This window comes from Labrys sp. KB_33_2 (assembly GCF_052114505.1).
GTDB lineage: Bacteria > Pseudomonadota > Alphaproteobacteria > Rhizobiales > Labraceae > Labrys.
In genome coordinates this window covers 44095-68989 of record NZ_JBFREW010000017.1, presented here as the reverse complement: position 1 = coordinate 68989, position 24895 = coordinate 44095, and the positions used below count along the sequence as shown (strand labels likewise).

Here is a 24895-nt window from a genome sequence, read left to right as displayed (position 1 = left end):
TTTGAGATCGCCTACGACGATAGTGCTGCTTGAAAGGCAGGTTGCCCCATTTTCGTGCGATGGAGTCTTACACAATAATGACAAGGGATCGACCAGTTCATATTGGGGTATTATTCTCGAAAACGGGTTGGACCGCGGCAACTGAGCGCAGCATGCTGTCCGCCACCAAATTCGCCATTGATGAAATCAATGAAGCCGGGGGAATAAACGGGCGCCCGCTCGTTCCTATCTATGGCGACCCGGAGGGAAAGCCATCAGCATATCAGGATATGGCGCGCGAACTTCTGTCGGAAAGGAAGACAAGTATTATCCTCGGATGCTACACTTCCAGCCAGCGTAAAGCGGTCTTAAGTGTTTTAGACAAAGAACATGGATTGTTGTGCTATCCCGCACAATATGAAGGCTTTGAATATTCAAGAAATATCGTATATTTTGGCGCCGTCCCTAATCAAAATAGCTTTTTCCTGGGATCATATCTTTTAGAAAACTTCACGCCGAGACTATACATCGTCGGATCGGATTATGTGTGGCCTCGTGAGTCCGGGCGGATAATGGCCGATCTTATCAGTTCGTGTGACGGCGAGATCGTTGGCCAACGCTACCTTCGAGAAGAAGCGCCATTTGAAGAATTCGACGCCCTAATCAAGGATATGAAAAACCGCAAACCGGATATCGTATTCAACAATTTCGTCGGCCACTCGAACGTGAAATTCTACAAGGCCTATTCCGACAATGGCCTCGATGCGTATCAGATGCCCGTGGCGAGCTTGACGACCAGTGAAACCGACATCCGGGAGATCGGGGTAGGCGCGGCATCTGGCCATATTACGGCTGCCACATATTTCCAGTCACAAACCAATCTGGCAAATCGATCGTGTCTCGAGCGATATCAGGCCGCGCACGGCGAACCGCCAAATGCGAATATGGGCTGGGAGGCCGCATACACTCAAGCGCATGTGGTCGCGCAGGCAATGCGGCGATGCGATTCAGACAACGTCAATCTCGTGCGTGCGCAAATTCTTGGTACGACCTTCGATGCGCCGCAGGGCGTAATCACGATCGACCCGCTGAATTCTCACGCACATGTCTGGCCAAAGATCGGAGTCGTGCGAGACGATGGGCAGTTCGAGATCGTTGCCGAAACCAGCCACGCCGTCTCCCCGGACCCCTATCGGACCGCTTATTTTCTGGATGACGAGGACGGACCAGTGCAGACCACCGACCTACCGAAAACGCTTCGAGCTGACTCTTTCGGCACTCAGGAGTGATCCAGTGATGCCTGCGGGGCCTCAAGCGCTTGGACAGGCGGGCCGCTCTCGACAAACAGGTGCCGATGGGAGAGTCTGATCATGCGGGGTTCCCATTCTTCCAGTGGCAAGGAGAGGGATCAGATGCTTCTGGTCAAGGACTTGCGATCTTTGCGTGTCCTGCTCGTCCAGCCCAAGAATACCGAGGGCGCGGCTCTCCGGTCCCACCTGATGCGGATCGGCTGTCACGTCGAAGAAATCTGGCCCCCGCCGGGTGCCTTCAAGAACATCGATATCGTTTTCGCGATGTTCGATCAGATCATAGAACATAAACTGACGTTTGAATGGCAGGCTGACGACCCTCCCGCAGTCTTGATCGGGGTTATCGATTATGAAAACCCGCTTGCGATCGACAGATTGCTTCGAATGCAAGCGAATGCTGTCATCGGATTGCCGATCCGACCCTTCGGAATTCTCACCAATCTCCTGGTGACGGTCAATAACTTCCGGCGCGAAAAGCGGCTTTGCGCAAACCTGCAACGCATGCAGGCCAAGCTCGAAACCTGCCGTACCATTGAGCGTGCCAAGCTTGCGATGATGCTTACAAACAGTCGCTCGGAACATGAAGCCTATGGCAGGCTGCGGAACCTGGCGATGAGGCGGCGAACCACGGTGGAGGTCGTTTCCGGCGAGATTTTGAACGCACTCGACTGGTGCGACGAGGACGAACAGGCGAGCCTCAAAGAATGGTGCGATCGTGAATTTCCGTAAGGGATAGGTGGTCATGCAAGGCGAGCTGCACCGAAGGCGCAGCCCGCAATTGTAACTTACGTCACCGAGCTACGTTGAGGGTCGAGCATGACAGGCTCGCAGCGCCCGGCATATGTTCTTGCCTCTGCCCGAGCCGCCAGCAGGAATTCGCGGCGGTCAGATGCACATGCAAGGCAAATCGGCTCATGACGGAATGAGGGGTCGCGATCCATTTCGTGGGCGATATAGGCTTGCGCACAATGACTACAGCGGATCCTCGCGGTCCATGGATCGTCGACTTCGCTCCGCGGGTCGTGAGGCCGGCTCACGATATACCAGTTCGCGCGCGCTATCCCTAGTGACGCCGCATAGATGACGACGGCTATAGCCAGGGTGATCGGCGGTGCCCAGATGCCACCAAAGCTGCCGCCAAACACCAGCAGAAGACAGCCGACGGCCGATGCGACGACCCAGGCTCCAAGTCCGCCCGGATTAACCAGTGGAACTCGACCGGGACGAAACTCAAGCATGTCAGCCCTGATCCCGCGTCGATAGCACCAGCCGATATGGGTAATGGCGACACCGACCCAGGCGACGATGATCACGCCCTGGAACTGGAGCGTCTGCAGAAGGTAGCCGAAGACATTCGTGAGCATCACAAGGAAGATCACGACCGACATGATCGCCACCCACATGGTACGGGGCAATGAAATCTTGAACGCCCGCGCAAAGAAGTTCTGCATATTCGTGGACGAAAGATAGAAGTTGATCGTGTTGATCCTCGTCTGGCTGACCCAGACCAGAAGCACTCCGAATGGCCCCATCAGTGCCACGATGCCGATGATCGCTGAAGTCTCCGACAACGGCCCCACGATCGGAATGGTTTGAGCGATGAAGATCCCGACCGCGCCGTTGATCAGCAATGTGACGACATAGAAGGGAATGCCAAAGCTCGTGCTACCGTTGGCGGCGGCATCCTCCTTGCGGCCGAAGCGGGCCACATCCCATGTCATCATCACGACGACCCACACACCCATATAGACCGTGAAGGCGAACCACCAACCGGGGACACCCATGTCAGCGCTTCTTACCGGAAGATGGGTTAGCCAGTTATTTGAATAACCGTGCGTAACAATTGCCCAAATCACACAGGCGATAAGCCCAACGACATATAAAGGAAGTAGAACCCCGTTGATCCGATCGAGCCAGGTGCGTATGCCACGCATAACCAAGGGGGCGCTATAACAGCAGACGATGAAATACCACAGGCTCATCGGTCCGCCGAAATAGTCCTGGAGAGCGATCGCGACGATCGTGCCCTCGGCAATAGCGTAGTAGGTAATCGTCACGCCAAACAGCAGTGCAGCGAAAGTCGCGCCTACCTGTCCGAAAACCGCTCGGGAAAACAGCGCCACATTCGTTCCGCTTCGTGCCGCAAAGCGAGCGGCGACGTTGCACAGGACCCCATAAACCACAGTCGATAACGCGATACCGATCAGCGTATCGATCGTGCCGACGGACAGGGCAACGGTACTCCCGACGACGACCCAGAACATGGCGCTCATCAGGCCGAACCAAGCCATCGCGAGTGAAAAACGCGAGCTTCGCCAGGTCGGCGGCACGATATGCAAAGAGAAGTCTTCGGCAGCTGCCTGGCGCAAGACTCCAGGTTCGTCCTGATAGATGATATCCGGTTTTGGAATGCTACTGGCTGTATCCATGGTGTCCCCTCCTGTGGTCGCGGTCGTACCAATGTCAGCTGGGCAGCCAGGTTTCAGTGGCCCGTCCGCAGGATGTGAAATGCCAACCGTCTTTTGTCGCAGATGGCTATTTGCCTACACGTGAGAACCGCCTTGAACAGGTTCATGCGCGACTGTGCTCTCGCCCAGGAGGCGAACGGAGGAGAGCCAGCATTATCGAGAATATGCGCATTGCCCTGAACGTGATGGCATTGGCGTTCCTGGCCAATCCATCACCGTTTCCAGCCGCCTCGCCTAGCGGCGCTCGTGGGGAGGCGGTGCGTTCGTGCGCTCCGCCTCCCGTGCCCAGCCACCTTAGGCGGCCCGAGATCTTTGGGTTGCTTCCTTGCCTAGGACTGCCAGCGTCTTGCCCCAGTAGGGCACGGCCCTGCGCTTGAGCATCTGACGAAATTGATTGGTCGTATTGGGCAGGAGCGTGCCATCCCCCCAATCGAGGATAACGCCGTATTGCCGGATACAATCCATCTCGTTGAGCTTTCCGGCGCGATAATCTGCGGCGACCTTCTCTGCATCTTCATCGAGCCAGCCCAGGCGAGCCGCAGCGATGTGCTGGCGCTCCCTCTCTGTTGCCTCGACGTCGACCTCGTACTGAGCCAGATCGCGGTCGATCACCCTGATGACAACGCCGTAGTCAATTCTTGCACGCTCAATACTGACATATTCGTCAGCCACGTCCTCGCGGACAAGCCGCGGGTCGCGTAGCAGAGGATCGCCGACGCCTCCGCCGCCGGCGGATGGACGCGTGAACACGTCATCCAGCTCAATCGGCAGATTCGAGAAGATGGAGCCGAGATAGCGCTCCTTCTCCGTCCCCTTGTTAAGCCACACACCGTGTGGGATCGAGGGCAGACCGCCCCACATACCCCACGTGACAGAGCGCTCGCGATCGCAGCAATAGGACACCACGATGCGCTCACCTTCAAAGACGGAGCCGCCCTTCTCGGCACCGAGTCCCCCTCGGGACTCCCCAGGTCCGGCCGAGTCCTGAACGAAATCGTGGCATTTCGTCAGCACGGGGGCGAGGCGCTCCTGGCCTTCGAGTGGCTGAATGCCATATTGCGCGCCGAACACCGGGGCGGTGGCATTGAAGCCATCACGACCGTTGCGGCCGCCCCAACCGCCTGCCATCCAATCATACCACATGAAATAAGGACGCCCCTTGATCCTGGTGTCACGCCCTCCGACCAGCAGATATTCGAGATTGAAGGCGCAACCCATGGTCCGTTCGGGCAGGATTTCGGCCCAAAGGCCGAACACCGAATTCATGAGCTTTTCGAACGGACCCGAACAGAAGCCGGCGCAAGGGCTCGGCCAATCGGCGTTCACAACGGTTCCCGGCTCTCCCACATTTACGGTTACCGCCCGGTAGAGGCCGGAGTTCAGTGGTAGATCCGGGAACTGATACTTAGTTCCCGCTACGATTCCTGCGAACGAGCCTCCATAGGCCGCATTCAGGAATGTGGAAATCTGCGGATGCGATCCCGACAAATCGTAATGGGCGTGATTGCCATCGATCGTGAACTTGATCTTGATCGGGATCAGGCCCTCCTCGAGCTTGGGATCTTGGTCAATATAGTCTTCAGCGTACCAAGTGCCGTCCGGCAATTCGGCAAGACGCGCGCGCATGAGTACTTCAACATAGTCTTGCACTTCCTGAAACGCGGTCTTGATGGTCTCGGCGCCGTATTTGTCGCAAAGCCGGACGATCTCACGCTCGGCTACGGCGGTCGCCTCGGCCTGCGCCTGCATGTCACCGATGACATCGCCGGGATTGCGCGTATTGGCAGCGATCATGCGGGCCACGTCTTCGAGCCAGACCCCCTTGCTCCAAACCCGCACCGGCGTGATGCGTAGCCCTTCGCCCATGTGGTCGAGCGCATTGATGTTGAAGGACCCGGGTGCCGCCCCCCCCATATCAGCCCAGTGCCCGTTCGCCTGCGAGTATCCGATCAACTCGCCCTTGTAGAACATGGGGCGCAGGATCCGCGTGTCGTTGAAGTGACTGCCGCCCCGGAAGGGGTCGTTGATGATGAAGACGTCGCCCGGGTGGATATCGTCGCCGAACGCCTCGATCACCGCCTTGCACGTATAGTGGAGTGTTCCCACATGCGCGGCGATGTCGCCCGTTCCCTGCATCACCAGGTTACCCTGGGGATCGCTCAACCCCGACGAGAAATCGCGGCAGTAAATCACGAACGAATAGCAGGTTCTCAGCAGCTGCTCGGCCATCTGATCGACGATGTTGACGAAGGCGTTGCGTAGAACTTCGAACGTGATCGGGTCGAGTGTGGTCTTGAATACCGTCTTTCGGTCCGCGGGAAGTGGCGGATGCTGAATGCCTTTGTCGGACAGCCCCGCATATTTGCTCAAGTTGCTCATGCTGTTCTTCCTCTCCATGTTCCTATGCCAGGCGTCGCTTAGGCGGCGTCGAGCTTGATCTGGATATTGAGCCACTCGTCGATATGGGCGACGCAGTCGGGGGGGATGACGGTGGTCGAGTCGAGCTGATCGATGATGGCGGGTCCCTTGATGGTGACACCTGCCGCCAAATGATCACGATCATACAGGTTCGTGGTCATTGCCTGGGGCTGGCCGTGGAACCAGACCTCGCGCGTTCCCTTGGGTGTCGCCTTTGCGCCCTTGTCGATCTTGACTTTCGGGAAGGACGGTTTGGGCGTGACGCCGATCGCGCGAACGGTCAAACGATAGATCTCGACCGGAAAATCCTCACGGCGGAAGTTGTGGGCTTTCTCATATTCACTGTGGAAGATCGCGATCGCTTCTTTCATCGATTTGATCTGGCCGGGAACCGGCACCGCCAGCGAACGCCACTGGCCACGATAGCGCATGTCGACCAGACGCTGGAACGTCATGTCCTTTTCGTCGACACCATCGGTTTCCAGCCGCGCGCGCCCTTCGGCTTCGATCTCCTTGAACGCCGCCTCGATGTCGGCCGGATCGGCCTCGACGGCATCCTTGAAGAACATGCGGGTGACGTCGTGCTGGACATCGACAAGCATGCACCCGACCGCGGAGGTCACGCCAGGGTTTGGCGGAACCACCACCACTGGAATGTTGAGCTCGCGAGCAATATCCACGCCGTGCAAGGGGCCGGCGCCTCCAAAAGCCACCAGTGCGAAATCACGAGGATCGTGGCCCCGGGCAATGGAGATCAGGCGAACTGCATCTGCCATATTGGCATTTGCGACCCGGAGCGTCGCGAGCGAGGCCTCTATCACATTGAGCTCGAGCGGCTCGGCGATCTTTTTCATCACCTCGAGTGCGGCATCGCGATCGAGCTTCATGCTGCCGCCGGCCAACTCGGTGCCGACGCGCCCCAGAATGATATTCGCATCGGTGTTGGTCGGTTCGGTCCCCCCGGCCTTATAGCAGGCGGGACCAGGCACGGAGCCGGCCGATTGTGGGCCGTTGCGCAGCGACCCCGCCTTGTCAAGCCAGGAGAGCGAGCCGCCGCCCGCGCCAATGGTGAGAACCTCGACCGAGGGGAAACAGATCGGGTGGCCCCAATCGACCTCCCATTTGTCGGTCATTCGCAAATGTCCGTCTGCCGCGAGCGAAATATCGGCCGATGTTCCACCCATATCCAGGCCGATTGCATTCTTGTAACCGCACAGGCCGGCGAAATGCCTGCTTGCAATCGCACCCGCCGCGATGCCTGAAGCCGCAAGGCGCGCGGCGTATTTCTCCGCCGTCGCCGGCGTAATCACCCCACCACCCGAATGCAGGAGCAGCACGTCGGCTTCGTAACCGGCTTCGGTCGTTCTGCGATCTATGTCACGCGCATAGGGTCGGATGATCGGCGCCAATATTGTATTGGCGACTGTCGTCGAAAACCGGTCGTCCTCAAAGATCTCTGGGTGAGTTTCGTGCGAAGTCGTGATTGCGACGTCCGGCCCAAGCTCCTCAGCAAGTATTTCGGCCATTCGCAGTTCGTGAGCACCGTTGACATAGGCGTTGATGAAACATATCGCGACCGCGGTCACTTCCCGCTTGCGCAGGATGCGCGCTACTTCGCGAGCCTCGGCCTCGTTGAATGGCTCAATGACCTCGCCGCGATAGTTGATGCGCTCGGTAACGGCGAAACGGTCGCGCCGCCGAACATAGGGTGGGGTGCCTTCCTTATATGCATCCCAGGGGTCTTCTCTGGTACCGCGCCCGATTTCGAGAACGTCTCGAAAGCCCTTGGTCGTCACCATGGCTGCGGGCTTGAAATTGCGTGTTATCAGCGCGTTTGTCGCGATCGTCGTCCCGTGGGTAAACAGTTCCACGTCATGCCAATCAATCCGAGCCGCCGCTGCCCCGTTCATGACAGCATCAATTGGATTGGCCGTGCTCGGCACCTTTGCAACGGTTTGATTGCCGTTGGAGTCAAGAATGAAAACGTCGGTGAATGTTCCTCCGACGTCTATGGCAACTCGAACACGCGATCCCTTGGACGCATAGCCGCTCAGTCTTCCGTCTATATTCATAGGCGGATTCCTCCCGATTTATGTTGGACAGTGTGAGGCGGACAGCACAACTCGCGTCGTGCAGTACGATTGTCTTTTATGTTTGGGGGGATGGTCACGCACAGTACATGTTGCGCAGCGCGCAATGTGCCGTGACCGCGTTCTCTGTTGAACGTAACTGGTAGCATACGCATAAAATACTCAATTCGCCAAACATTTTTTTCATAGGCAATTGGCCAGCGCGTCAGGACTTCCCAACGCGGATATGCTTTCGGCCACGATGGGGAATTGCTTCTAAGAGGCGGTCAATCGGGCGGCAGGCGCGGTTCAGGCGGCTTGTCGCCAGCCGAATGGCAATCTATGTCCGGCAATGAAGCCCTCCGATTTTCGAGGGGCTTGCGATGTTCAGAGGGCGCCATTTCGACCGCTCGGTAATCCTGCTTTGCGAGTGCTGGTACCTGGCTTACGGCCTGAGCCTGCGCGACTTGAAAGAGATGGTGGCGGAACGCGGCATCACCGTCGATCACTCGACGATCCATCGCTGGGCCCTTCACCTCTCGCCGTTGCTTCCGAAACGCTTCAACCGGCGCAAACGAGCCGTGACCGGCAAGTGGCACATGGACGAGCCGAAGGCCAGCGCGGGCCGTTACACCATCGACCACAAGACGATGCCAGCACGCATCGCCTCGCGCGCCTCAAACATCACGCGAGTGGAGTTGTTCCTAAATTATGGCCGCGGGCAGATCTCGCGGTCCGGCATCCTCCGGGAACCGATTTACGCAGAAACTGTTCCTGTGCAGCCTCAAGAGTGGGCAAACAAAAACACCTTTCCAGTAAGGCGGGGAAATGACCGAACGAGACGATGACCACAAGACGAGGGCGGAACGCAGCCCGGCCGGAGAATCCAGCAAGCCTCGAATATTGAGCGTACTAGGACCAGGCTTGATCACAGGCGCCTCCGATGACGACCCAAGCGGTATTGCCACTTATTCGCAGGTAGGCGCGCAATTTGCCTATAGCGCGAGCTGGACACTGATATTTTCTTATCCGCTCATGAGCGCGATCCAAATGATCAGTGCCCGCCTCGGGAGAACCACAGGGCGAGGAATAGCTGGTAACTTGCGTAAGTATTATCCTAACTGGCTGGTCTATTCAGCTATCTTCCTACTGATTGTCGCGAATGTCATCAATATCGGGGCTGATATTGGCGCAATGGGAGACGCCATTAAACTCATCGTAGGCGGCCCCACCCTGATCTATATCATCATCCTCGGCATCGGATGCGCCGTCGCCCAAGTGTTTCTTCAATATAAGCAGTATGTTCGTCTCCTTAAGTGGCTCAGTTTGGCACTGTTGGCGTATGTCGCCACGCTTCTCATCGTGAAGATCGATTGGGCCACGTTAGCGTCCGGTCTTTTCATTCCACATATCGAATTTACCGCTGACTATCTCACCGCGGTCGTGGCGATTTTCGGGACAACCATCAGTCCATACCTTTTCTTCTGGCAAGCCTCACAGGAGGTTGAGGATTTGAAGGAAAAACCCGGGCGCGAGCCACTGAAGGACTGCCCGGAACAAGCAGAAGACGCCGAGCAGCGGATTGAACTGGACACCTTGGTTGGCATGGGCGTCTCAAATTTCATCGCACTGTCCATCATGGTCACGGCGGCAGCAACGCTGAACACTCACCATGTCACCAACATCGAAAGTTCGGCCCAGGCAGCTGAAGCATTGGAGCCTGTAGCGGGGAAGTTTGCCGAACTGTTATTCGTTGTCGGCATTGTCGGAACGGGCCTGCTGGCTGTTCCAGTGCTTGCCGGATCGGCCGCTTATGGCCTCGGCGAAGCCCTGCGTTGGCCCACCGGACTGGCTCGCAAGCCCAAGGACGCGAAAGCGTTCTATGGAACAATAGCTATCGCAACCATGCTTGGCGTAGCCTTGAACTTCACGCCGATTAATCCGATCCAAGCGCTGTTTTGGAGTGCTGTCGTGAATGGAGTCGTAGCGGTCCCCATTATGGTCATCATGATGCTGATGTCGACGAACAAGAAGATCATGGGCGATGAGACCATTGGCGGCTGGTTGATCGGCCTGGGTTGGCTCTCGACGGCAGTTATGGCTCTTTGCGCGATCGGAATGGGCGTATCGGTTTTCCTAGGATAATCATCTGGAACCATGGTCGATACGAGAAACCTGATCATCGCCTGGAACGGCGGCGGGCAACGGGCACATTTTTCGTGTTACCGCTGTTCAAGGCGATGGCATTGAGAAAAATTGAAAGCCTGCCGTAAAGACGCCATCAACGGTGGAAGGTGGCAGCATCTATCGGAACATCGTGGTGGGATTTTCACAAAAGTGCCCGACGCCAATTTTGACATCGGGCAGGTAGGAACGTTTGGAACCTGTCGGACAACGACCTGAGGCTCGGTTGCCAACTGTCTGGCTAAATGGTGCTTAGAGCTGGAAAAAGAAGCTGGACCAGCTCTCATTCATTCGCCTAGGTGGGGACTGGGGAAGCGTCAAATGGCAGGTAAATTGTCGCGAATTCGGCCGCCGACGGTTGCCATATAGGACGCCGACAGACCGCCTATCAGAAGCGCAACAAAAGCCCAAAGCGCGGTATAAACACCGGTCTTGCGCGCGACTTCCGCCGCAGCTTTTGCCTTCTCGGCTGTTTGTGTTGCAGCCTGCTTTGCCGCAGCCATAACACCATCAATCCTCTTTGTGGCATCGGATTGGCTGATGCCGGTCTGGCGCGCGATCAACTGGGCCGCGTAGTCTTTGTCGTCATTGCTCAACTGCCCGGCTGCCAGCGAGCGAGCTGCAATCCGACCGATCTCTGCCTTCGCCCCCGAATCGTTGCTCTGTGCTTGTTGCTGCGGCGATCGGAACAACACGTCCGTGAAGTATGCGTTCCATCCATTGCTCGGCGCTTCGTCAGCCGAGGAAGTCACGGCGCGGGTGGCCGCCGTTACAGCACTCGCTCCCACTTGCACGACACCCTGCCCTGCCCAGGAAAGAACCGTCCCTAACAACAATGCGGAAAACAACGTCCCGATAGCCCACACGAGCATGCCGTGGGCGGTGTCACGAAAAAAGACCTCGTCGGAATGGAGGCCGACCCATTGAGTCCGCAGCCGGCCCGCCAGATAGCCGCCCACCGCATACGAAAACAAAGGAACTGCTACCGACCAGGCGATAGCGAGCATGCCCACAGTCGTTGCTGAAGCACTGCTGTTCTGCCATGGCGAGATAAAGGCAAGGCCTATGCCCGTTCCGATGAGGATGAGTATCAACGAAAACACAGCGGCACTTGCCGCCCCAGCGAAAATCGCAGCCCAGGAAACCGCCGATGCGGACGCCTCGACCCCATCTTCGACGAGTACGCCGGTTTGAGCCATCACCAATCTCCCTAATGATAAAGCAGCGCGATCAAGATAATGATCGGGATCGGCACCCCGAGAAGCCAAAGTAAAATCCCACGGCCCATGACTTTTGCTCCCGTATGTTTGGCGCAAAGCTGCACCTGCGATTATCAAACTGAAGAAAAAGCTGGTTGTTCCGTTCAGGGCTCGGTGAGGGTGCATGCCATAGCACGGCCTCATATCGTTCCTGATCTCAGCGACACGCCGACACTGATGCAAGCGGCCATCAGGGAGAAGCTAATCTGGACAGAGGAGTCAACAGAAGCGTCTGGCTCTCGGCGTCTGGATCGCTATTCGGACCGCGGAAACACCGAATGGACCCGCTCAAGCATGATTGCGTTACAGAACAGCATGCACCTCCAAGACAGCCCGCCGGTGTAGGACACCGGCAACTCATTTTTGCAGCCACGGCGCAATTCGCCCCTGACTTGCTTGATCTCATGTAAAATAAACGCTTCAAGCGTATCGAGGCCGTAACCGAGTGCTCGAACTTGCGCTGATATGCTAGGACGGCGTTGCTTGCATGGCGAAGCTATCCCCCGCCCAGATCCGTGCGCTGGCTGCCCTGAAGGCGGGCATAGAAGTCAGGATGACTCCAGGAGGCGTGCCGATTGGTCCCATGCCCGAAGGAGTTCGATCGCAACGAACCTTTTGGCGCCTGCGCATTCTGGGATTCGTAGCTATCAAGCCCCGCCCGGCGGCCAATTATTGGGAGATCACGGAAGCCGGCGAAGCCGCGATACAGGAGATCGAGAAACTACAAAATTGATGTTGGCAGGTGCGATGGTAAGCCGAGCCGGTAATCCCGCCAATAATCATGTTTAGATCAACGCAAGGTACTCTCGCATTCTGTCTAGCTACTAGGGATGCGACGCCGCGTCCGCTCTAGTGATTAAGCTGGGTTGCCATCTTTCCCATTTCGAAGTCGGACATAAAAGTCCCTTTCGGCAAGCAAGCAATCCCGGTCACGGCCGACACTTGCTACTGCGACATCAATCCCATCCTTCCAGTACCGCAATAGAGCATTGCGTTTTTGGAGATCTCCCTCGATCGTTACCGCGTCCCATTCCCTGGCGTGGCCGATATAACGGAACGAGAGATCAAAAAATTTGCTCCAGAAGAAAGGCACCAATCTCAATGGCTGCTGGCTCCCCAACATATTGACCGCAGCCGTCTGTCCCTGTCTTTGGGCGACGACCCAATGTTCCGTTCGGATCCTCTCTTCCTTGATCCGGTATGGCCAACTGACGATATCGCCAGCAGCATAGATATTCTGAGCGGACGTGCGCAAATACTCGTCGACCACCACACCTTGGTCGATCGTTATGCCAGCGGAGCGCGCGAGCCCGATTCTCGGAGTGACACCGATACCCACGAGCATGAAGTCGGCTTCCAGGCTATCCCCCTTGTCGAGCGTTATCCAATTCCCCTCGATCCTGGCTGGCTTGCATCCGAAATGGAACTCGACGCCCTTCGCCGAGAGTGTTTGGATTATAAGATCCGACAACGCACGGCCCAGCAGCTTTTCCATTGGATGGAATTGAGGCACCACGACCGCCACGGAAATTCCTCGGCTCGTCAGGGAAGCGGCCGCTTCAAGCCCAATGAAGCTGCCACCGATGATGACCGCGCGTCGGGCATGAGACACGGCAGCGAGAATGCGGCGACAATCGGCGAGAGTTCGAAGCGTAAAGACGTTTGAGCCGGCTCCACCCGGTATGTCGAGGCGCTTGGGTCGAGAGCCGGTCGCCAATAGCAGCTTGTCATAGATCTGTGTTCGTCCCTGGCTGAAGCGAAGCAAATTATCGGCAGGCTCAATCGCCTCGACTTCGACGTCGAGTTCAAGATCGACACCGAGCTTCTCAAATGCGTTCTTGGCGATCTCGAGACGATCATCGCCGAAATGCCCGTCGAGATAATCCTTGGTCAGCAGCGTGCGGTCATAAGGTGCTCGGCTATCGGCCGAGTACATGAGGATCCGGCCAGGCCAGCCGTCTGCACGCAATGCATGCGCCGCGGCAAAACCCGCGGCCCCGCCGCCAATAATAGCAAAGGCGCCCTGATCGGGATTCCGAGACTGCGATGCGACACCCCGAGGTTCGGCTGCCGGCATTTGCTTGGTGACCCTCACCGTGCCGTCTCGCACGTCCACGTCATAGCGCTCCAGGGGATTGAAGGCAGGTGCCGCAAGGGCTCTTCCGCTCTTGAGTTCGAAACACGCGTGATGCCAGGGACAGCGCACATGGGCCCCGTCAACCAAACCGTCCTGCAAGGGACCACCGAGGTGGCTGCACAGGGAGCTGAAGGCGTCGACAGAGGATTTCCGCTTGAGCACATAGACAGGAGCATCGCCGACCCTACCGAAGAAGGGTTGCCCTTCTTCGAGAGACGACAAAGGCAATCCGTTTGACAGATCAACCAACGCCCGGTTGTGCGGCATGTGCTTCGTCCGTTGTTATTCCATCGCAATTCCCGAGCCCATGACGGCTCAAACCATAGCCGGTAACCTTTGTTCCGGTACCCGCCCGGTAGAAGGCGAGTTTGAAGGGTGATGCTTCAGCCACGCCCGGCTTTCGGCTGGAACGATTTCGTGCCGCCACGTGTTGGACTCCGAGAACAGCGGCGAGGAACAATAAAAATGCGGGCGAGTGCGGCCACGAAACTGCCTAGTGAAACTGGTCGCAGCGAGGGGCATGGTTCATGGGCTGATCGTCTTGCCGGCTTCACCAGGCTTTGTGAAGAACGAGCCGCGGAAGCGGATGAAACCTGCCATCTCGATCCGGCAGTAACGAGAGCCTTGCATGAAATGGGCATCTTGGCGGAGCCGCTTCCAGAAAACCGGGACGGAGGCGGGCTTCTCGGGGCGCCGCACTGGCCCCGGCTGCATGAGGCCCTTCGCTCGCTGGGAGCGGCCGATCTTTCAATTGGACGGCTGTTTGAAGGCCATTGCAACGCGATCGATCTCCTTCAGCGTTACGGCACCTCCGCGCAAATGGATAGTCTGGCCTCATCGGTAAGGCGCGGTGCCATGACAGGCGTGTGGGGCGCGGATGGAAAAGATCCCCTCTGCATCGAGCGCAGCAAGGGGGGCTGGATATTGCGGGGTGGAAAGATCCTCGCTTCCGGGGCCGATTTTCTTTCGAGGCCTTTGGTCACGGCGAACAGCGAAGCGGGTCAACGCATCGTTCTTCTGGAACTCCAGGGCGAAGAGGCTCGCGTAGACCTGTCAAGATGGACCCCGCAAGGGATGCGCTCCAGCGCGACCGGATCGATCGACCTGTCTGGGATCACCATCCCCGACGAAAATCTGATCGGCGAGCCAGGCGATTTCATGCGCCAACCGTATTTTTCAGGGGGCTCCTGGCGCTTTTGCGCCGTCCATCTCGGCGCCATCGAAGGGCTTGTCGATCTCTATCTTTCGCAATTGCGGGCACGCCAGCGCGGTGAGGATCCCTATCAGCTTCAGCGCGTTGCCATATGCCTCGCCGCGGCTCGAACCGCGGCCTCGTGGACGAGAGCAGCGGCTCGGCATCTGGCGCTAAGAGCAGACGACGCTCAAGGTTGCGTGGCCCTTTCAAATCTGACGAGAGGCGTGACGGAGCGAGCCGCGCTCGACGTCATGGATACCATACAGCGAGGTATTGGCCTGGCCTCCTTCATGCGCCCTGACCCCATCGAGCGTATATCACGCGATCTTAGAACCTATTTGAGGCAACCGGTTCCCGATCTTGCAATGGCCGATGCGGCACGGTTCGCGTTGACCGCTTCCGTCCCGGTTCATGAACTGTGGAACGCCGATGAGAATTAGCGCCTATCTCGCAAAGGTCGCCAACCTGCCCTATGCTGGCCTCGACAAGCTTGGTGGCGGTGCCGTAACCATTCTGGCCCCTCACCCGGACGACGAGGCTTTGGGCACCGGTGGCCTGATCGCTGCATGCCTTCAAGCGGGCATCGATGTGAATGTTGCCGTCTTGACGGACGGTGCTGGTTCTCATCCAAATTCGCAGCGCTTTCCAAAGGCGCGCTTGATCGAGCTACGACGCCAGGAATGTCGCACGGGTTTGGAAGCCTTAGGTCTTTTGCCGGCAAACATAACTCATTTCGACGTGCCGGACACGTTCGCCCCGACGTCCGGGGCATTGTTCGATCAAGCCGTGCAGCGTCTATCCCAACTGGTCGTCAGGAGTGCTTCGACCAGTCTCTTCGTCAGCTGGGACAAGGACCCCCACTGCGACCATTTGGCAGCAGCAAGGATCGCGGAGGCCGTCGGGCAGGAGCTCCCTCATCTCCTCTTGTGGCATTACCCGATATGGGGCTGGTATCTTCCCAGCTCGATGTCCATGGAACGACCTCCTCCGGAAGGTTTCCGTCTCGATATCTCACCCTGGATCGGCCAAAAGCACCGAGCTATTGCTGCGCACGCGTCACAGATGACGAAGCTGATCGATGATGATCCGGAGGGCTTTACGTTCAGCGCAGAAAAGCTCCGCCGTTTTCTCGAACCGACGGAATATTTTATCCGGAGCCAAACATGAAACATCAGCACACAATCGGCCGCGAGTATTTCGAGGCGCTCTATAGATCGGATTCCGACCCGTGGAACTTTGCGACGAGCGAGTACGAGGATCGGAAATATCAGGCAACCTTGCGGGCGCTCGCCCGAGCCTCCTACCCAAAAGCATTGGAGATCGGCTGTTCAATCGGCGTGTTGACCGCACGCCTGGCTGCTCACTGTGATGCGCTCGATGCTGTCGACATCTCGCCCACTGCCATCGCAAAGGCCAGGATCGCCTGCGCTACCTTGGACAATGTGAACTTTCATATCGCCGCGGCGCCGGACGGGCTGCCTGCAGGTCCCTTCGATCTCATCGTGCTGTCCGAGGTCCTGTATTATCTGGACGTCACGGATCTGTTGTCACTCGCCGCCTGGTGCCGGGCCAACGCAAGCTCCGCAGCCGAGATCGTTCTCTGTCACTGGCTTGGTCCGACGAACTATCCCCTGGGCGGTACGGAAGCGGCCGCGTTATTCCTGGACGCGCTGCAACCTCGCCTCGAATGCCACACGGTCCTCCATCAGGAGATCTATCGCCTCGAGTGGATTAGGCTGGGACCGAAGGAAAGTCAGTAGGATTTCGGCGCGCCTGATCTCCGCTGCCAGCATGGAAGGTCTCAAGGGTTCGCCATAGCGCAGAAAGGTGCTGGCAGCGCTTAACTCCTGCCAGAAGACTTCAAAGCACGATCGACGAAGGGTTGTGAGAAGCCTCCCAATCTCTTCCGACCCCAGTCCCAATGCTGCGAGGACTGCAGACTCTTCCATGAAGCCGATGTTGCTTGACCGGCGCAAATGCCCCTTCAGCCACGCCTTCTTGGTCACCGCGAAAACGGATTCCAGCTCCTGATCACAAGGTGCGTCGGGCTCTGCATGGCGTTGCTTCATGGCGTCAGCCGCCCCACCCACAGCCCGACCGTCTAGCCGGCAGGATGTCGTCACGCAAACATCCATGGAATGACGGACTTTTCCACCCAGGCACTCTACGGCCAGCGCGAGCGCGGCATCTTCGCCGGTCGCCTTAGCTGGCAAACCGCCGATTGCGCGGTACATCTTCAACGTAACGGCCAGACTGGCACCTGAGCTGACCTGGTGATTGGGCCATGGATCATGAGGCCGTGGATCCAACAACGCGAAAATCTCGGCAACGAGCGCGTGATAGTGCTCCTCGAAGAAACCGCGATACTGGAAACTGCGACCGAGCTCTATGAACTCGTGCGGATCCGCGTCGATATAGCCGGCAATGCAATCGGCGCCTTGCGAAAACTCCTGCCAGCTGCTCGCAAGCCACGACGGCGAAACGATGCTGTCTGCATCCGTCGTCAAGATGACGCCGTTATGCAAATCCGCCGTTTCGAGTTGCTCAGCCGCAATGTCCATGGCAGCTTTGCGCGCAAGACCAGCCGAGGACAGTTCCTCGGAACAGGTAACACTGACAACATCGATCCGCACGCCCGTGCCATTGCGTATGTCGGCCGCCCTTGCCGCGGTCGCATCGGTGCAATTATTGGCATAGACAAGCACCTGATAGGCTTCGAAGGGAATGCGCTGGCCCCTCTTGTCTCTTTGGACGGCGAGAGCCGCGAGACAGCGCGAGATCCGTTCCTCCTCGTTGCAAGCGGGGATGGCAATGACCGCAGGACGCATTTCTTCGTGCTGCTGCGGATGACCGGGCAAAGAAGAAAGAAGGGAAACGAGCGCGCTATCCATTGAAATCCAAGGATTAAACAGATAGAAATTATCTGCTATTTCTTGATATTAACTTTCAACAGCCGCAAATGTTCCAAATTATTATCAATATAAATTGAATATTCGATATTAAATATATACCCGGAAACATGAAGAGCAGATGTTAGATCCACCCGCTCTTCCACGTTAACTGTGCTCATTGCAAGAAACGGAACGCTTTAGGCGACCTATCCGCCACGCCGTTTTTTCCCGGGACCAGACTTCAGTCCTGGTGTTCGGGCATTGCCTTGAGCTGGTCTTTCGTCCACGAGGTCACCGCGTGTACCTCGCCATTCTCGTCCCGCATGAAATCGAGGTCAGCGACCCTCACGGCCACGGGCTTGGCACCTATTCCCAGGAAACCGCCGACATCGATCACGACAATGGTGTCCGTGCCTATGCCGTGGACATGGGAGACACTGCCGATATTCTCATCCTCCGGGCCGTAAATCGTCGCGCCTTCCAAATATTCGGGTGTGAGTTCGCTGTCGGCAAGCCTGGTGTGTGTGCTGTGGTCCATACTCGGCCTCCTGTAAGTTTCCACCGCATATAACCGCCGCCTTCGTCGCCTGTTCCCTAATTATTTTCCCGGCCTGGAAGTAACATCTCGGCAACATCGCTCGCGACCGTTCCGAAATTCCCAGCACCGTCTCCCGCTTCACTGGGATCAATCATATGAACGATCGGGAGGTTATTTCTTTAGAGGTCTGCTCATATCCGGAACGTCCTCTCCCAACGCGGTGGCAAGATCAATCTGATGGTCTTGTTCGTCTACGAGGATCTGACGAATCTGTTCGGCAAGGGCAAACTCACCCAAGGCTTCGCACTGGCGAACCCGCTCCCTGTAATTGCGAACTGTCTCATTCTCGTTGTTCAGATCAAATCGCAACAACTCACGGGCGACCTTCGATGTCTGAACCGGCTTCGGCACGACGGTCGGCATCTTGCCGAGATAATCGATTTGTCGGGACAAGATGAGGGCATGCTTTAGCTCATCATGCGCATGGGTCTCCAATTGTTCCGCGATACTCATATACTCGGGACCCTTGATTACCTGCGAGTACACAACGTAGGCAATGATCGCCTGATATTCACGGGAAAGGTCCTCGTTCAGCAATTCGGCAAGACGATCGCGAGAAATCGCCTGCCCGTTGTCTTCCTTCGTAGAACCTGCCATTTTGCTCATCCTATCTGCCTATCTGCGAATCCCGGTGCCAAACTCAAGCCTGGGAATTTTGTTCCTCGATGGATCGCTTCGGAACATCTGGACCAGATCGCTGCCCGGCGCTGGATTGTGAGCGTGTCAGGGCTTTTGTGTGGGCATGATGATTGCACCTTCGATGTACAGGCGGCTTCCTTCCATCGAGGAGCACTGGTGCCGGCTCTCGTCCTTCCGCTGGACGGGTCGGTCTCACCCGATCGACAGGCTCTTGCTCGGTATCTCGATGACGACAGATGCGCCGGCGCCCTTGCCGATCCGCATCTTGCCGCCGGTCACCCCAACGATGGATTTGAGCATGAACGCGCCAAATCCCCGGGCGGGCATGCCATCGAGCCCGTGCGGCATACCAACGCCGTCATCTTCAACCATGAGCCGGCATTGATCAGCCGCTAAGGTCAACCACACGCGTACGTCGCCCACCCGTTCACCCGGATAGGCGTATTTGAAAGCGTTGGTAACGAGTTCGCAGACCAGTAAGCCCAGATGCTTGGCCAACTGGGTTGGCACGGAAACATGGGCGGCAGTGACGATGACCTGCCTGACATTGTCCGGCCTGTTGCCCGCCAGCAATTCGCCGAGCCGGGTCAGAAGCTCACCAAGGTCGACACAATCTTCGGTGGCGCAGCCATGGAGCTGCTCGTGCACCATGGCAATGGTGTAGATTCGGTCCTTGGCGGTGTGGAGCGCGTCGGCGGCCTTCTCATCGATGGTATTGCGAGCCTGGAGCGAGAGCATGCTCGCCACCAATTGCAGGGAGTTACGGATGCGGTGATCGGCCTCTCCGAGCTGGGCTTCACACTGCTCGAGGCGCTGCAAGGCTTGCGCCAGTTTGTGCTCGAGCTGGCGATAGTCGGCCTCACTACGCACGGCCGGGCATGTCCCGCCAAGCTCGATCGGTGCTGGTTTCAACGACATCGCGAGGAGGTCGCCGGAAGCGGAAATGAGATGATGCTCCGCACGCAGCGTTCTGACATTCGCATTCATTTGGCACTCCCGCTTATCGTTATGGAGGGAGGCTCAGCGACCTTCCCCGGCATAAGAGCTTAGGTCGGACAGTGCGTGCGAACCAGATTTCCACGGATCAGATTTGCTGATGCAAATGCATCATCTCGTTGAGCTTCTTCCCTGGCGGTGGCTGGGAAGCCGCCCAAGATCGGGAACCATCGCGTCTGCGCCGGGTTGGGTTCCTAGGAGGTAAACCATGGCCCACACTGCCTTTTCCCGCCCGCTCGTGATCGAGGAGATCGTTATCGCTGACGTCAACCAGGCTGCGGAATATCTGGTGGAAGACTGGCCGATCGAGCACGGCGATCACTACGAGTTAGCCAGGCGGTTCTGCCTCGAAGTGATCGAAGGCAAGCGTGACCCGGAGGATGCGAGGCAAGCTTTCGTACTCGCGGCCGGGGAGGCCGGCATCACCATCGCAACCTGAGTTCGCGAGCCCGAGCATCGCAACAGTGCAATTTGAACGCTGCCGGGTTCCCCATTCGTCCCCATGTGTCCTTAGATATGGGGCTTCGCCTGCAGGTCGGGGAGAGAGTTTCAGGGGCAGCGGTGCGCATCCCCCTTTCAGCATGCAGCCGCGAACAATATCTCTACAATCAAAGCCGAGCAGGCGAGATGGCAACCGGCCGTCGCGCGGACAGCTATCTCGAGGTGCTCTTCAAAGTTTGACGCTTGCTTCACGTGACCACAGGCGCAATTTACGGCAGACCTTCACGAAACCAGCGATTGCCCCCTCATCGCCGAGATATATGAGCCCTTCGTCAGCATCGGCGGCGACGCCCGATCTCAACAAGAGGGTCTCGGCCCCATGGCTGAAGCCGATGAACTTGCAATGCGTAAACGCATCCGCCACAAAATCTCGCGCCGCCGCCTCGCCCGTCAATGCTTCTGCCCCCCCCTCCGACAGCAACAGCACCACAGCGTCGAAAAGGACTGAAGGGCCGCCGTCGATCATATGATGTGCCGGAATGAGCGACCCGTCTTTTGCCTTCACCCCACCCACCTTCGGCGCGATCACCTCCAGAATTGCACCTTCCTTTTCAAGGGCGGCCTGCAGCGTCTTGAGCATCGAAGCGTCCGAGCCATTGCCGACCAGGACGCCAACCTTGCGGCCAGCAAAGCTTGCGGGGCCATTCTGGATGATGCTGAGAGCGGGCGATGATGGAAGATCCCTTCGAGGCGCGACGGCGGCATTCGCAGGTGCGGGTAATTTGCCGATCCCAAGCTTGTCACAGACCGCTACACCAAGCTCTTCATCGATGTTCAATAGATGTGAGACCATACGCTCGCGGATGAGGGGATTTTGGCACTTGCTCAGTTCGAAGGTCAGCGCCATCCCGATGTGCTTTTGCTCGGGAGCGGTTTGACTGATGTAGAACTGCCGCGCCTGGCTGTAATGGTCGGAAAAGCTCTCGGCACGCAGGCGGACCTTCGGCGCATCGATGTCCTCCCGGAAGGAGCGAAAGCCGCGAACGGGATCTTCTCTCGGCCCTTGTCCCCATGAATTCGGCTGATAGTTGGCGCGGCCGACGGGATTGCGCATTGCCATATGCCCATCCTGCTGGAAATGCGCGAAAGGACATTTCGGTGCGTTGATGGGGATGTGGGTAAAGTTCGGGCTTCCAAGCCTCTTCAGCTGCGTATCGAGATAGGAAAAGTTGCGGCCCTGCAGCAGGGGATCATTGGAAAAATCGATCCCAGGCGGCACGTTCTGCGTCATGAATGCAACCTGCTCGGTCTCGGCGAAGAAGTTATCCGGCATCCGATCCAATACCAGACGTCCCACCGGAACGGGTTTGATGACTTCCTCCGGTATGAGCTTGGTCGGATCAAGCACATCGAAGTCGAAACTGTCGGCGAACGCTTGATCGAAAAGCTGCACGCACAGTTCCCATTCAGGGAAATTGCCGGACTGAATTGCATCCCACAGATCGCGACGATGAAAGTCGGGATCGGCGCCATTGATCTTGACCGCCTCGTTCCAGACGACGGACTGCAGGCCGAGTTTTGGCTTCCAGATGAATTTGACGAAAGTGGAACTGTCCTGGACATTGAGGAAGCGGAACGTGTGGACGCCGAACCCTTCCATGAAGCGGAAAGAACGCGGGATCGCCCGATCCGACATGACCCACATGATCATGTGCATGGATTCCGGCGTCAGCGAAATGAAATCCCAGAAATTATCATGCGCCGACTGGGCCTGGGGAAAAGCACGGTCGGGCTCTGGCTTCACCGAATGAATGATATCGGGGAACTTGATGGCGTCCTGGATGAAGAAAACCGGGATGTTGTTGCCGACCAGATCCCAGTTGCCCTCTTTTGTATAGATCTTGACCGCGAAACCGCGCACGTCACGCGCCAGATCGGACGAACCCTTGGAGCCGGCGACCGTCGAGAAGCGCACAAAGGCCGGCGTCTTCTCGCCAGCACGCTGAAACAAATCGGCACGCGTATATTCCGCCAGGGACTTGTAGGTCTCGAAATAGCCATGCGCTCCATAACCTCGAGCATGAACGACACGCTCGGGAATGCGCTCATGATCGAAATGGAAGATCTTCTCCCGGAAATGGAAGTCCTCGAGGAGGGTTGGACCACGCGGTCCGGCTCTGAGGCTGTTCTGGTCATCGGCAACCGGATTGCCCTGCGCCGTCGTAAGCACGGGCGTATCGCCCTCGGCGATCTGATGCAGTTCGCCGCCATTGCCACGCATCAGGGTTTGCTCGTGGATTCTCGCGGTCTTTTCTCGGGTTTTCTTTGCCATCGGGATATCTCCTCCCAGGGTTCGCCCCGACCATTCACGCTGTTTACGCTGCAAGGCCTGCTTGTCGCGCCTGCGCGCCAACATGGCGATCGGGCCGTCGATGTGTTCAAGCGCCAGCATCGCCTCAGGCATCGGTAGGAAAGCCTGGGCGCTATTCCCGCAGCGTTAAACCGTCATGTCAGTAATAGTTTCCGATCGATCAACCGTCTCATGGGATTCTTCCCCCGCGATCGCCGCCCGGCAAGCCCAGCCTCGTCACGATCGAACGGAGAAGCCGGAACCTGGATTCCGGCCCCTCTCGATCAACGATACTATGGACGCTGATCCAACCTCGGATCGAGAGGGTTACCGCTCCACAGCGCGCCGTAATATGCATCAACGGCACGGGGGCGATCGGGGTTGTCCCAGTCCCACTCATCGTCGGATGAATATTTCGGACCACCTTGCAATTGGCTGTCCGTCAAAGCGGTCTGATAGCCGCCGAGCTCGGTGTTGTAGGTCAGTGAGTTCCAAGACAGCGGATAATGCTCGGTACCAATGCCGAGAAAGCCACCGAAGCCCAGCACCGCGTAAGATACCTGAGCAGATTTCTTGTCGATCATGACGCGCTCGATCGAGCCGATTTTCTCCCCGTCCGCGCCATAAACGGCCGTGCCCTCAACCTTGTCGCTGCCAATTAGATTGCCATATTCCGTGCTCTCGATAGCCATGTAGAAATCCTCCTTGTGTGCGCCTTTGACGAAAGGTCGCAATGAAGTTGCGGGGGTCCACCTTCTCCACCTCGTTGTTGCAAGCGAGCAAGCAACGGGGCCGATCTGATCGGACTGCTCTTGGAGACCCACCGAACGATTGGCGATATCATTCGTTCCCGCCACCACTCTTCCGTGGGCACAGTGCCTTCTCGAAACTCCCCGTCAATGGAACCCGGGCCCTGGGCGAGGTTCGAAAGCACCCTTCCCATTTGCGCTGGAGACCCGTATGTCCAGGAGTCAGCCCCCCAAGTCACCGACAACAAACCCTGTCGAGAAGTATCCAAAACCGCCCTTCAAGCGCCAGGTTCAACCCTGGCCGGGGTTGGCTTCGAAAATGAACCCAAGACCGGATCACTGCGAGCAATCTTATCGCGGTTCCGGACGGTTGGCTGGCAGATAAGCCCTTATTACCGGCGGCGACTCCGGAATGGGCCGTGCCACAGCCATCGCCTATGCCATGGAGGGAGGCGGCGTCGCCATCAACTACCATCCCAAAGAAGAAGAAGATGCCAAAGAGGTTATCAAGCTGATCGAGGCCGTAGGCCGCAAAGGGCTCGCCCCGCCCGGCGATCTCATGGACCAAGACTTCTGCCGAAAACTCGTCGAGGACGTCGTGAAGGGGCTCGGTGGCCTCGTGCGGTTTGGCGCAAAGCTGCACCTGCGACTGCCAAACTGAAGAAAAAGCGTGTTATTCCCATCATTGAGCGGCTGTCGGAGGGCGCTTCTCACACTACGACACGACGTTCCAATATTTTCGGCTTAGCAAACACCTATTGCCAATCTGCAGATAATAAACGGGATTGTACAAGTCCCCGGCGTTCATGCAGTTGGTCGCCGGGCATGGCGGACTTCAGAAGTGCCGCCTGGATGGAACGAGCTGCCTGATGAGGGGCAGCCGTGCAGCCGGCTCAAGCGCGACGACCGTCTTTCAGACCAGGCGTCATTTCAAAGCTCTTTAGCAATTGACTCATCTGAAAGCCATACCACGTCCAATATAGAAACGGCTCCTCATTTGAATTTAAAGGTCTGCGTGGCGCTTCATTTCCAGTTGAAAAAATTTTCCTTCCTAATAAATATGCAATTCTCTTTTCAGAAAAGGCCTCTTTAATTTTCATATTATCTACCTTTTGTTTATTATTATTGGCAGACCATATCACAATTAAATAGCGATGTAGCGATTAAATACCATGCAAGAGATGCCGCCCAGAGGGAGTGGCTCCTCCGTCA

At 57.3% G+C, this 24895-nt stretch carries 20 protein-coding genes and 2 pseudogenes; 10 read left to right on the top strand and 12 right to left on the bottom strand.

What is annotated here, in order from left to right:
• The first annotated feature begins 59 nt into the window (after positions 1 to 59).
• Positions 60 to 1268: a transporter substrate-binding domain-containing protein gene (locus AB4037_RS26895; RefSeq protein WP_441773613.1), complete on the top strand. Its 1209-nt coding sequence runs from the start codon at positions 60 to 62 to the stop codon at positions 1266 to 1268.
• Between the two features lie 123 nt (positions 1269 to 1391).
• A complete protein-coding gene (locus AB4037_RS26890; RefSeq protein ID WP_434960362.1) occupies positions 1392 to 2018 on the top strand; it encodes an ANTAR domain-containing response regulator in 627 nt (208 codons plus the stop codon).
• Positions 2019 to 2074: 56 nt separating this feature from the next.
• On the opposite strand, the gene AB4037_RS26885 is transcribed toward AB4037_RS26890, so the two are convergent.
• From AB4037_RS26885 to AB4037_RS26875, 3 genes are all read right to left on the bottom strand, one after another.
• Positions 2075 to 3718, bottom strand: a complete 1644-nt coding sequence (locus AB4037_RS26885) for a purine-cytosine permease family protein (RefSeq protein ID WP_434960361.1) — start codon at positions 3716 to 3718, stop codon at positions 2075 to 2077.
• 333 nt (positions 3719 to 4051) lie between these two features.
• Positions 4052 to 6136, bottom strand: coding sequence for a hydantoinase B/oxoprolinase family protein (locus AB4037_RS26880; protein ID WP_441773543.1), 2085 nt, complete (start codon positions 6134 to 6136; stop codon positions 4052 to 4054).
• 38 nt (positions 6137 to 6174) lie between these two features.
• A complete protein-coding gene (locus tag AB4037_RS26875) occupies positions 6175 to 8247 on the bottom strand; it encodes a hydantoinase/oxoprolinase family protein (RefSeq protein ID WP_434960359.1) in 2073 nt (690 codons plus the stop codon).
• A gap of 380 nt (positions 8248 to 8627) precedes the next feature.
• On the opposite strand from AB4037_RS26875, the pseudogene AB4037_RS26870 reads away from it, so the two are divergent.
• Positions 8628 to 8852: pseudogene (locus AB4037_RS26870) on the top strand (IS6 family transposase); the annotation flags it as partial.
• Between the two features lie 220 nt (positions 8853 to 9072).
• Complete coding sequence (locus tag AB4037_RS26865; protein ID WP_434960358.1) at positions 9073 to 10389, top strand: NRAMP family divalent metal transporter; 1317 nt, start codon at positions 9073 to 9075, stop codon at positions 10387 to 10389.
• 356 nt (positions 10390 to 10745) lie between these two features.
• Here the strand turns inward: AB4037_RS26865 and AB4037_RS26860 are convergent, their stop codons facing one another.
• A complete protein-coding gene (locus AB4037_RS26860; RefSeq protein WP_434960357.1) occupies positions 10746 to 11627 on the bottom strand; it encodes a hypothetical protein in 882 nt (293 codons plus the stop codon).
• 547 nt (positions 11628 to 12174) lie between these two features.
• Between AB4037_RS26860 and AB4037_RS26855 the strand changes: the two genes are divergently transcribed.
• The gene (locus AB4037_RS26855) at positions 12175 to 12420 is read left to right on the top strand and encodes a hypothetical protein (protein ID WP_434960356.1); all 246 of its coding nucleotides are present in this window, start codon (positions 12175 to 12177) and stop codon (positions 12418 to 12420) included.
• Positions 12421 to 12543: 123 nt separating this feature from the next.
• Here AB4037_RS26855 and AB4037_RS26850 read toward each other — a convergent pair whose 3' ends face one another.
• Positions 12544 to 14091: an FAD-dependent oxidoreductase gene (locus AB4037_RS26850; protein ID WP_441773542.1), complete on the bottom strand. Its 1548-nt coding sequence runs from the start codon at positions 14089 to 14091 to the stop codon at positions 12544 to 12546.
• A gap of 111 nt (positions 14092 to 14202) precedes the next feature.
• Here AB4037_RS26850 and AB4037_RS26845 point away from each other — a divergent pair, with 111 nt between their 5' ends.
• The 3 genes from AB4037_RS26845 to AB4037_RS26835 are packed head-to-tail and all read left to right on the top strand — an operon-like array spanning position 14203 to position 16779.
• On the top strand, positions 14203 to 15459 hold the full coding sequence (locus AB4037_RS26845) for an acyl-CoA dehydrogenase family protein (RefSeq protein WP_441773541.1): 1257 nt from the start codon (positions 14203 to 14205) through the stop codon (positions 15457 to 15459).
• A complete protein-coding gene (locus AB4037_RS26840; protein ID WP_441773540.1) occupies positions 15449 to 16186 on the top strand; it encodes a PIG-L deacetylase family protein in 738 nt (245 codons plus the stop codon). The genes AB4037_RS26845 and AB4037_RS26840 overlap by 11 nt, the downstream gene beginning before the upstream one ends.
• The gene (locus AB4037_RS26835) at positions 16183 to 16779 is read left to right on the top strand and encodes an SAM-dependent methyltransferase (RefSeq protein WP_441773539.1); all 597 of its coding nucleotides are present in this window, start codon (positions 16183 to 16185) and stop codon (positions 16777 to 16779) included. The genes AB4037_RS26840 and AB4037_RS26835 overlap by 4 nt, the downstream gene beginning before the upstream one ends.
• On the opposite strand, the gene AB4037_RS26830 is transcribed toward AB4037_RS26835, so the two are convergent.
• From AB4037_RS26830 to AB4037_RS26815, 4 genes are all read right to left on the bottom strand, one after another.
• Positions 16675 to 17910, bottom strand: a complete 1236-nt coding sequence (locus AB4037_RS26830; protein WP_441773538.1) for a glycosyltransferase — start codon at positions 17908 to 17910, stop codon at positions 16675 to 16677. The two genes, AB4037_RS26835 and AB4037_RS26830, sit on opposite strands and share 105 nt — an antisense overlap.
• A gap of 241 nt (positions 17911 to 18151) precedes the next feature.
• On the bottom strand, positions 18152 to 18448 hold the full coding sequence (locus AB4037_RS26825) for a PRC-barrel domain containing protein (RefSeq protein ID WP_434960350.1): 297 nt from the start codon (positions 18446 to 18448) through the stop codon (positions 18152 to 18154).
• A 171-nt stretch (positions 18449 to 18619) separates the two neighbouring features.
• On the bottom strand, positions 18620 to 19105 hold the full coding sequence (locus tag AB4037_RS26820) for a ferritin-like domain-containing protein (protein ID WP_434960349.1): 486 nt from the start codon (positions 19103 to 19105) through the stop codon (positions 18620 to 18622).
• 234 nt (positions 19106 to 19339) lie between these two features.
• Positions 19340 to 20134 carry a sensor histidine kinase gene (locus tag AB4037_RS26815; RefSeq protein WP_441773537.1) on the bottom strand — a complete coding sequence of 265 codons (795 nt, stop codon included), beginning with the start codon at positions 20132 to 20134 and terminating at the stop codon, positions 19340 to 19342.
• 217 nt (positions 20135 to 20351) lie between these two features.
• Between AB4037_RS26815 and AB4037_RS26810 the strand changes: the two genes are divergently transcribed.
• Positions 20352 to 20582 carry a DUF982 domain-containing protein gene (locus AB4037_RS26810; protein ID WP_434960347.1) on the top strand — a complete coding sequence of 77 codons (231 nt, stop codon included), beginning with the start codon at positions 20352 to 20354 and terminating at the stop codon, positions 20580 to 20582.
• A gap of 231 nt (positions 20583 to 20813) precedes the next feature.
• Here AB4037_RS26810 and AB4037_RS26805 read toward each other — a convergent pair whose 3' ends face one another.
• A complete protein-coding gene (locus AB4037_RS26805; protein WP_441773612.1) occupies positions 20814 to 22916 on the bottom strand; it encodes a catalase in 2103 nt (700 codons plus the stop codon).
• Between the two features lie 311 nt (positions 22917 to 23227).
• On the bottom strand, positions 23228 to 23626 hold the full coding sequence (locus AB4037_RS26800) for a PRC-barrel domain-containing protein (protein ID WP_441773536.1): 399 nt from the start codon (positions 23624 to 23626) through the stop codon (positions 23228 to 23230).
• A gap of 268 nt (positions 23627 to 23894) precedes the next feature.
• Between AB4037_RS26800 and AB4037_RS26795 the strand changes: the two are divergent.
• Positions 23895 to 24302: pseudogene (locus tag AB4037_RS26795) on the top strand (SDR family NAD(P)-dependent oxidoreductase); the annotation flags it as partial.
• Positions 24303 to 24576: 274 nt separating this feature from the next.
• Here the strand turns inward: AB4037_RS26795 and AB4037_RS26790 are convergent.
• A complete protein-coding gene (locus AB4037_RS26790; protein WP_441773535.1) occupies positions 24577 to 24783 on the bottom strand; it encodes a hypothetical protein in 207 nt (68 codons plus the stop codon).
• Between the last annotated feature and the right edge of the window lie 112 nt (positions 24784 to 24895).

Excerpts from the sequence above, each read along its gene's own strand:
- AB4037_RS26895 (WP_441773613.1), top strand. The coding sequence starts at position 60 with ATGGAGTCTTACACAATAATGACAAGGGATCGACCAGTTCATATTGGG.
- AB4037_RS26890 (WP_434960362.1), top strand. The coding sequence starts at position 1,392 with ATGCTTCTGGTCAAGGACTTGCGATCTTTGCGTGTCCTGCTCGTCCAG.
- AB4037_RS26885 (WP_434960361.1), bottom strand. The coding sequence starts at position 3,718 with ATGGATACAGCCAGTAGCATTCCAAAACCGGATATCATCTATCAGGAC.
- AB4037_RS26880 (WP_441773543.1), bottom strand. The coding sequence starts at position 6,136 with ATGAGCAACTTGAGCAAATATGCGGGGCTGTCCGACAAAGGCATTCAG.
- AB4037_RS26875 (WP_434960359.1), bottom strand. The coding sequence starts at position 8,247 with ATGAATATAGACGGAAGACTGAGCGGCTATGCGTCCAAGGGATCGCGT.
- AB4037_RS26865 (WP_434960358.1), top strand. The coding sequence starts at position 9,073 with ATGACCGAACGAGACGATGACCACAAGACGAGGGCGGAACGCAGCCCG.
- AB4037_RS26860 (WP_434960357.1), bottom strand. The coding sequence starts at position 11,627 with ATGGCTCAAACCGGCGTACTCGTCGAAGATGGGGTCGAGGCGTCCGCA.
- AB4037_RS26855 (WP_434960356.1), top strand. The coding sequence starts at position 12,175 with ATGGCGAAGCTATCCCCCGCCCAGATCCGTGCGCTGGCTGCCCTGAAG.
- AB4037_RS26850 (WP_441773542.1), bottom strand. The coding sequence starts at position 14,091 with ATGCCGCACAACCGGGCGTTGGTTGATCTGTCAAACGGATTGCCTTTG.
- AB4037_RS26845 (WP_441773541.1), top strand. The coding sequence starts at position 14,203 with ATGCTTCAGCCACGCCCGGCTTTCGGCTGGAACGATTTCGTGCCGCCA.
- AB4037_RS26840 (WP_441773540.1), top strand. The coding sequence starts at position 15,449 with ATGAGAATTAGCGCCTATCTCGCAAAGGTCGCCAACCTGCCCTATGCT.
- AB4037_RS26835 (WP_441773539.1), top strand. The coding sequence starts at position 16,183 with ATGAAACATCAGCACACAATCGGCCGCGAGTATTTCGAGGCGCTCTAT.
- AB4037_RS26830 (WP_441773538.1), bottom strand. The coding sequence starts at position 17,910 with ATGGATAGCGCGCTCGTTTCCCTTCTTTCTTCTTTGCCCGGTCATCCG.
- AB4037_RS26825 (WP_434960350.1), bottom strand. The coding sequence starts at position 18,448 with ATGGACCACAGCACACACACCAGGCTTGCCGACAGCGAACTCACACCC.
- AB4037_RS26820 (WP_434960349.1), bottom strand. The coding sequence starts at position 19,105 with ATGGCAGGTTCTACGAAGGAAGACAACGGGCAGGCGATTTCTCGCGAT.
- AB4037_RS26815 (WP_441773537.1), bottom strand. The coding sequence starts at position 20,134 with ATGAATGCGAATGTCAGAACGCTGCGTGCGGAGCATCATCTCATTTCC.
- AB4037_RS26810 (WP_434960347.1), top strand. The coding sequence starts at position 20,352 with ATGGCCCACACTGCCTTTTCCCGCCCGCTCGTGATCGAGGAGATCGTT.
- AB4037_RS26805 (WP_441773612.1), bottom strand. The coding sequence starts at position 22,916 with ATGGCAAAGAAAACCCGAGAAAAGACCGCGAGAATCCACGAGCAAACC.
- AB4037_RS26800 (WP_441773536.1), bottom strand. The coding sequence starts at position 23,626 with ATGGCTATCGAGAGCACGGAATATGGCAATCTAATTGGCAGCGACAAG.
- AB4037_RS26790 (WP_441773535.1), bottom strand. The coding sequence starts at position 24,783 with ATGAAAATTAAAGAGGCCTTTTCTGAAAAGAGAATTGCATATTTATTA.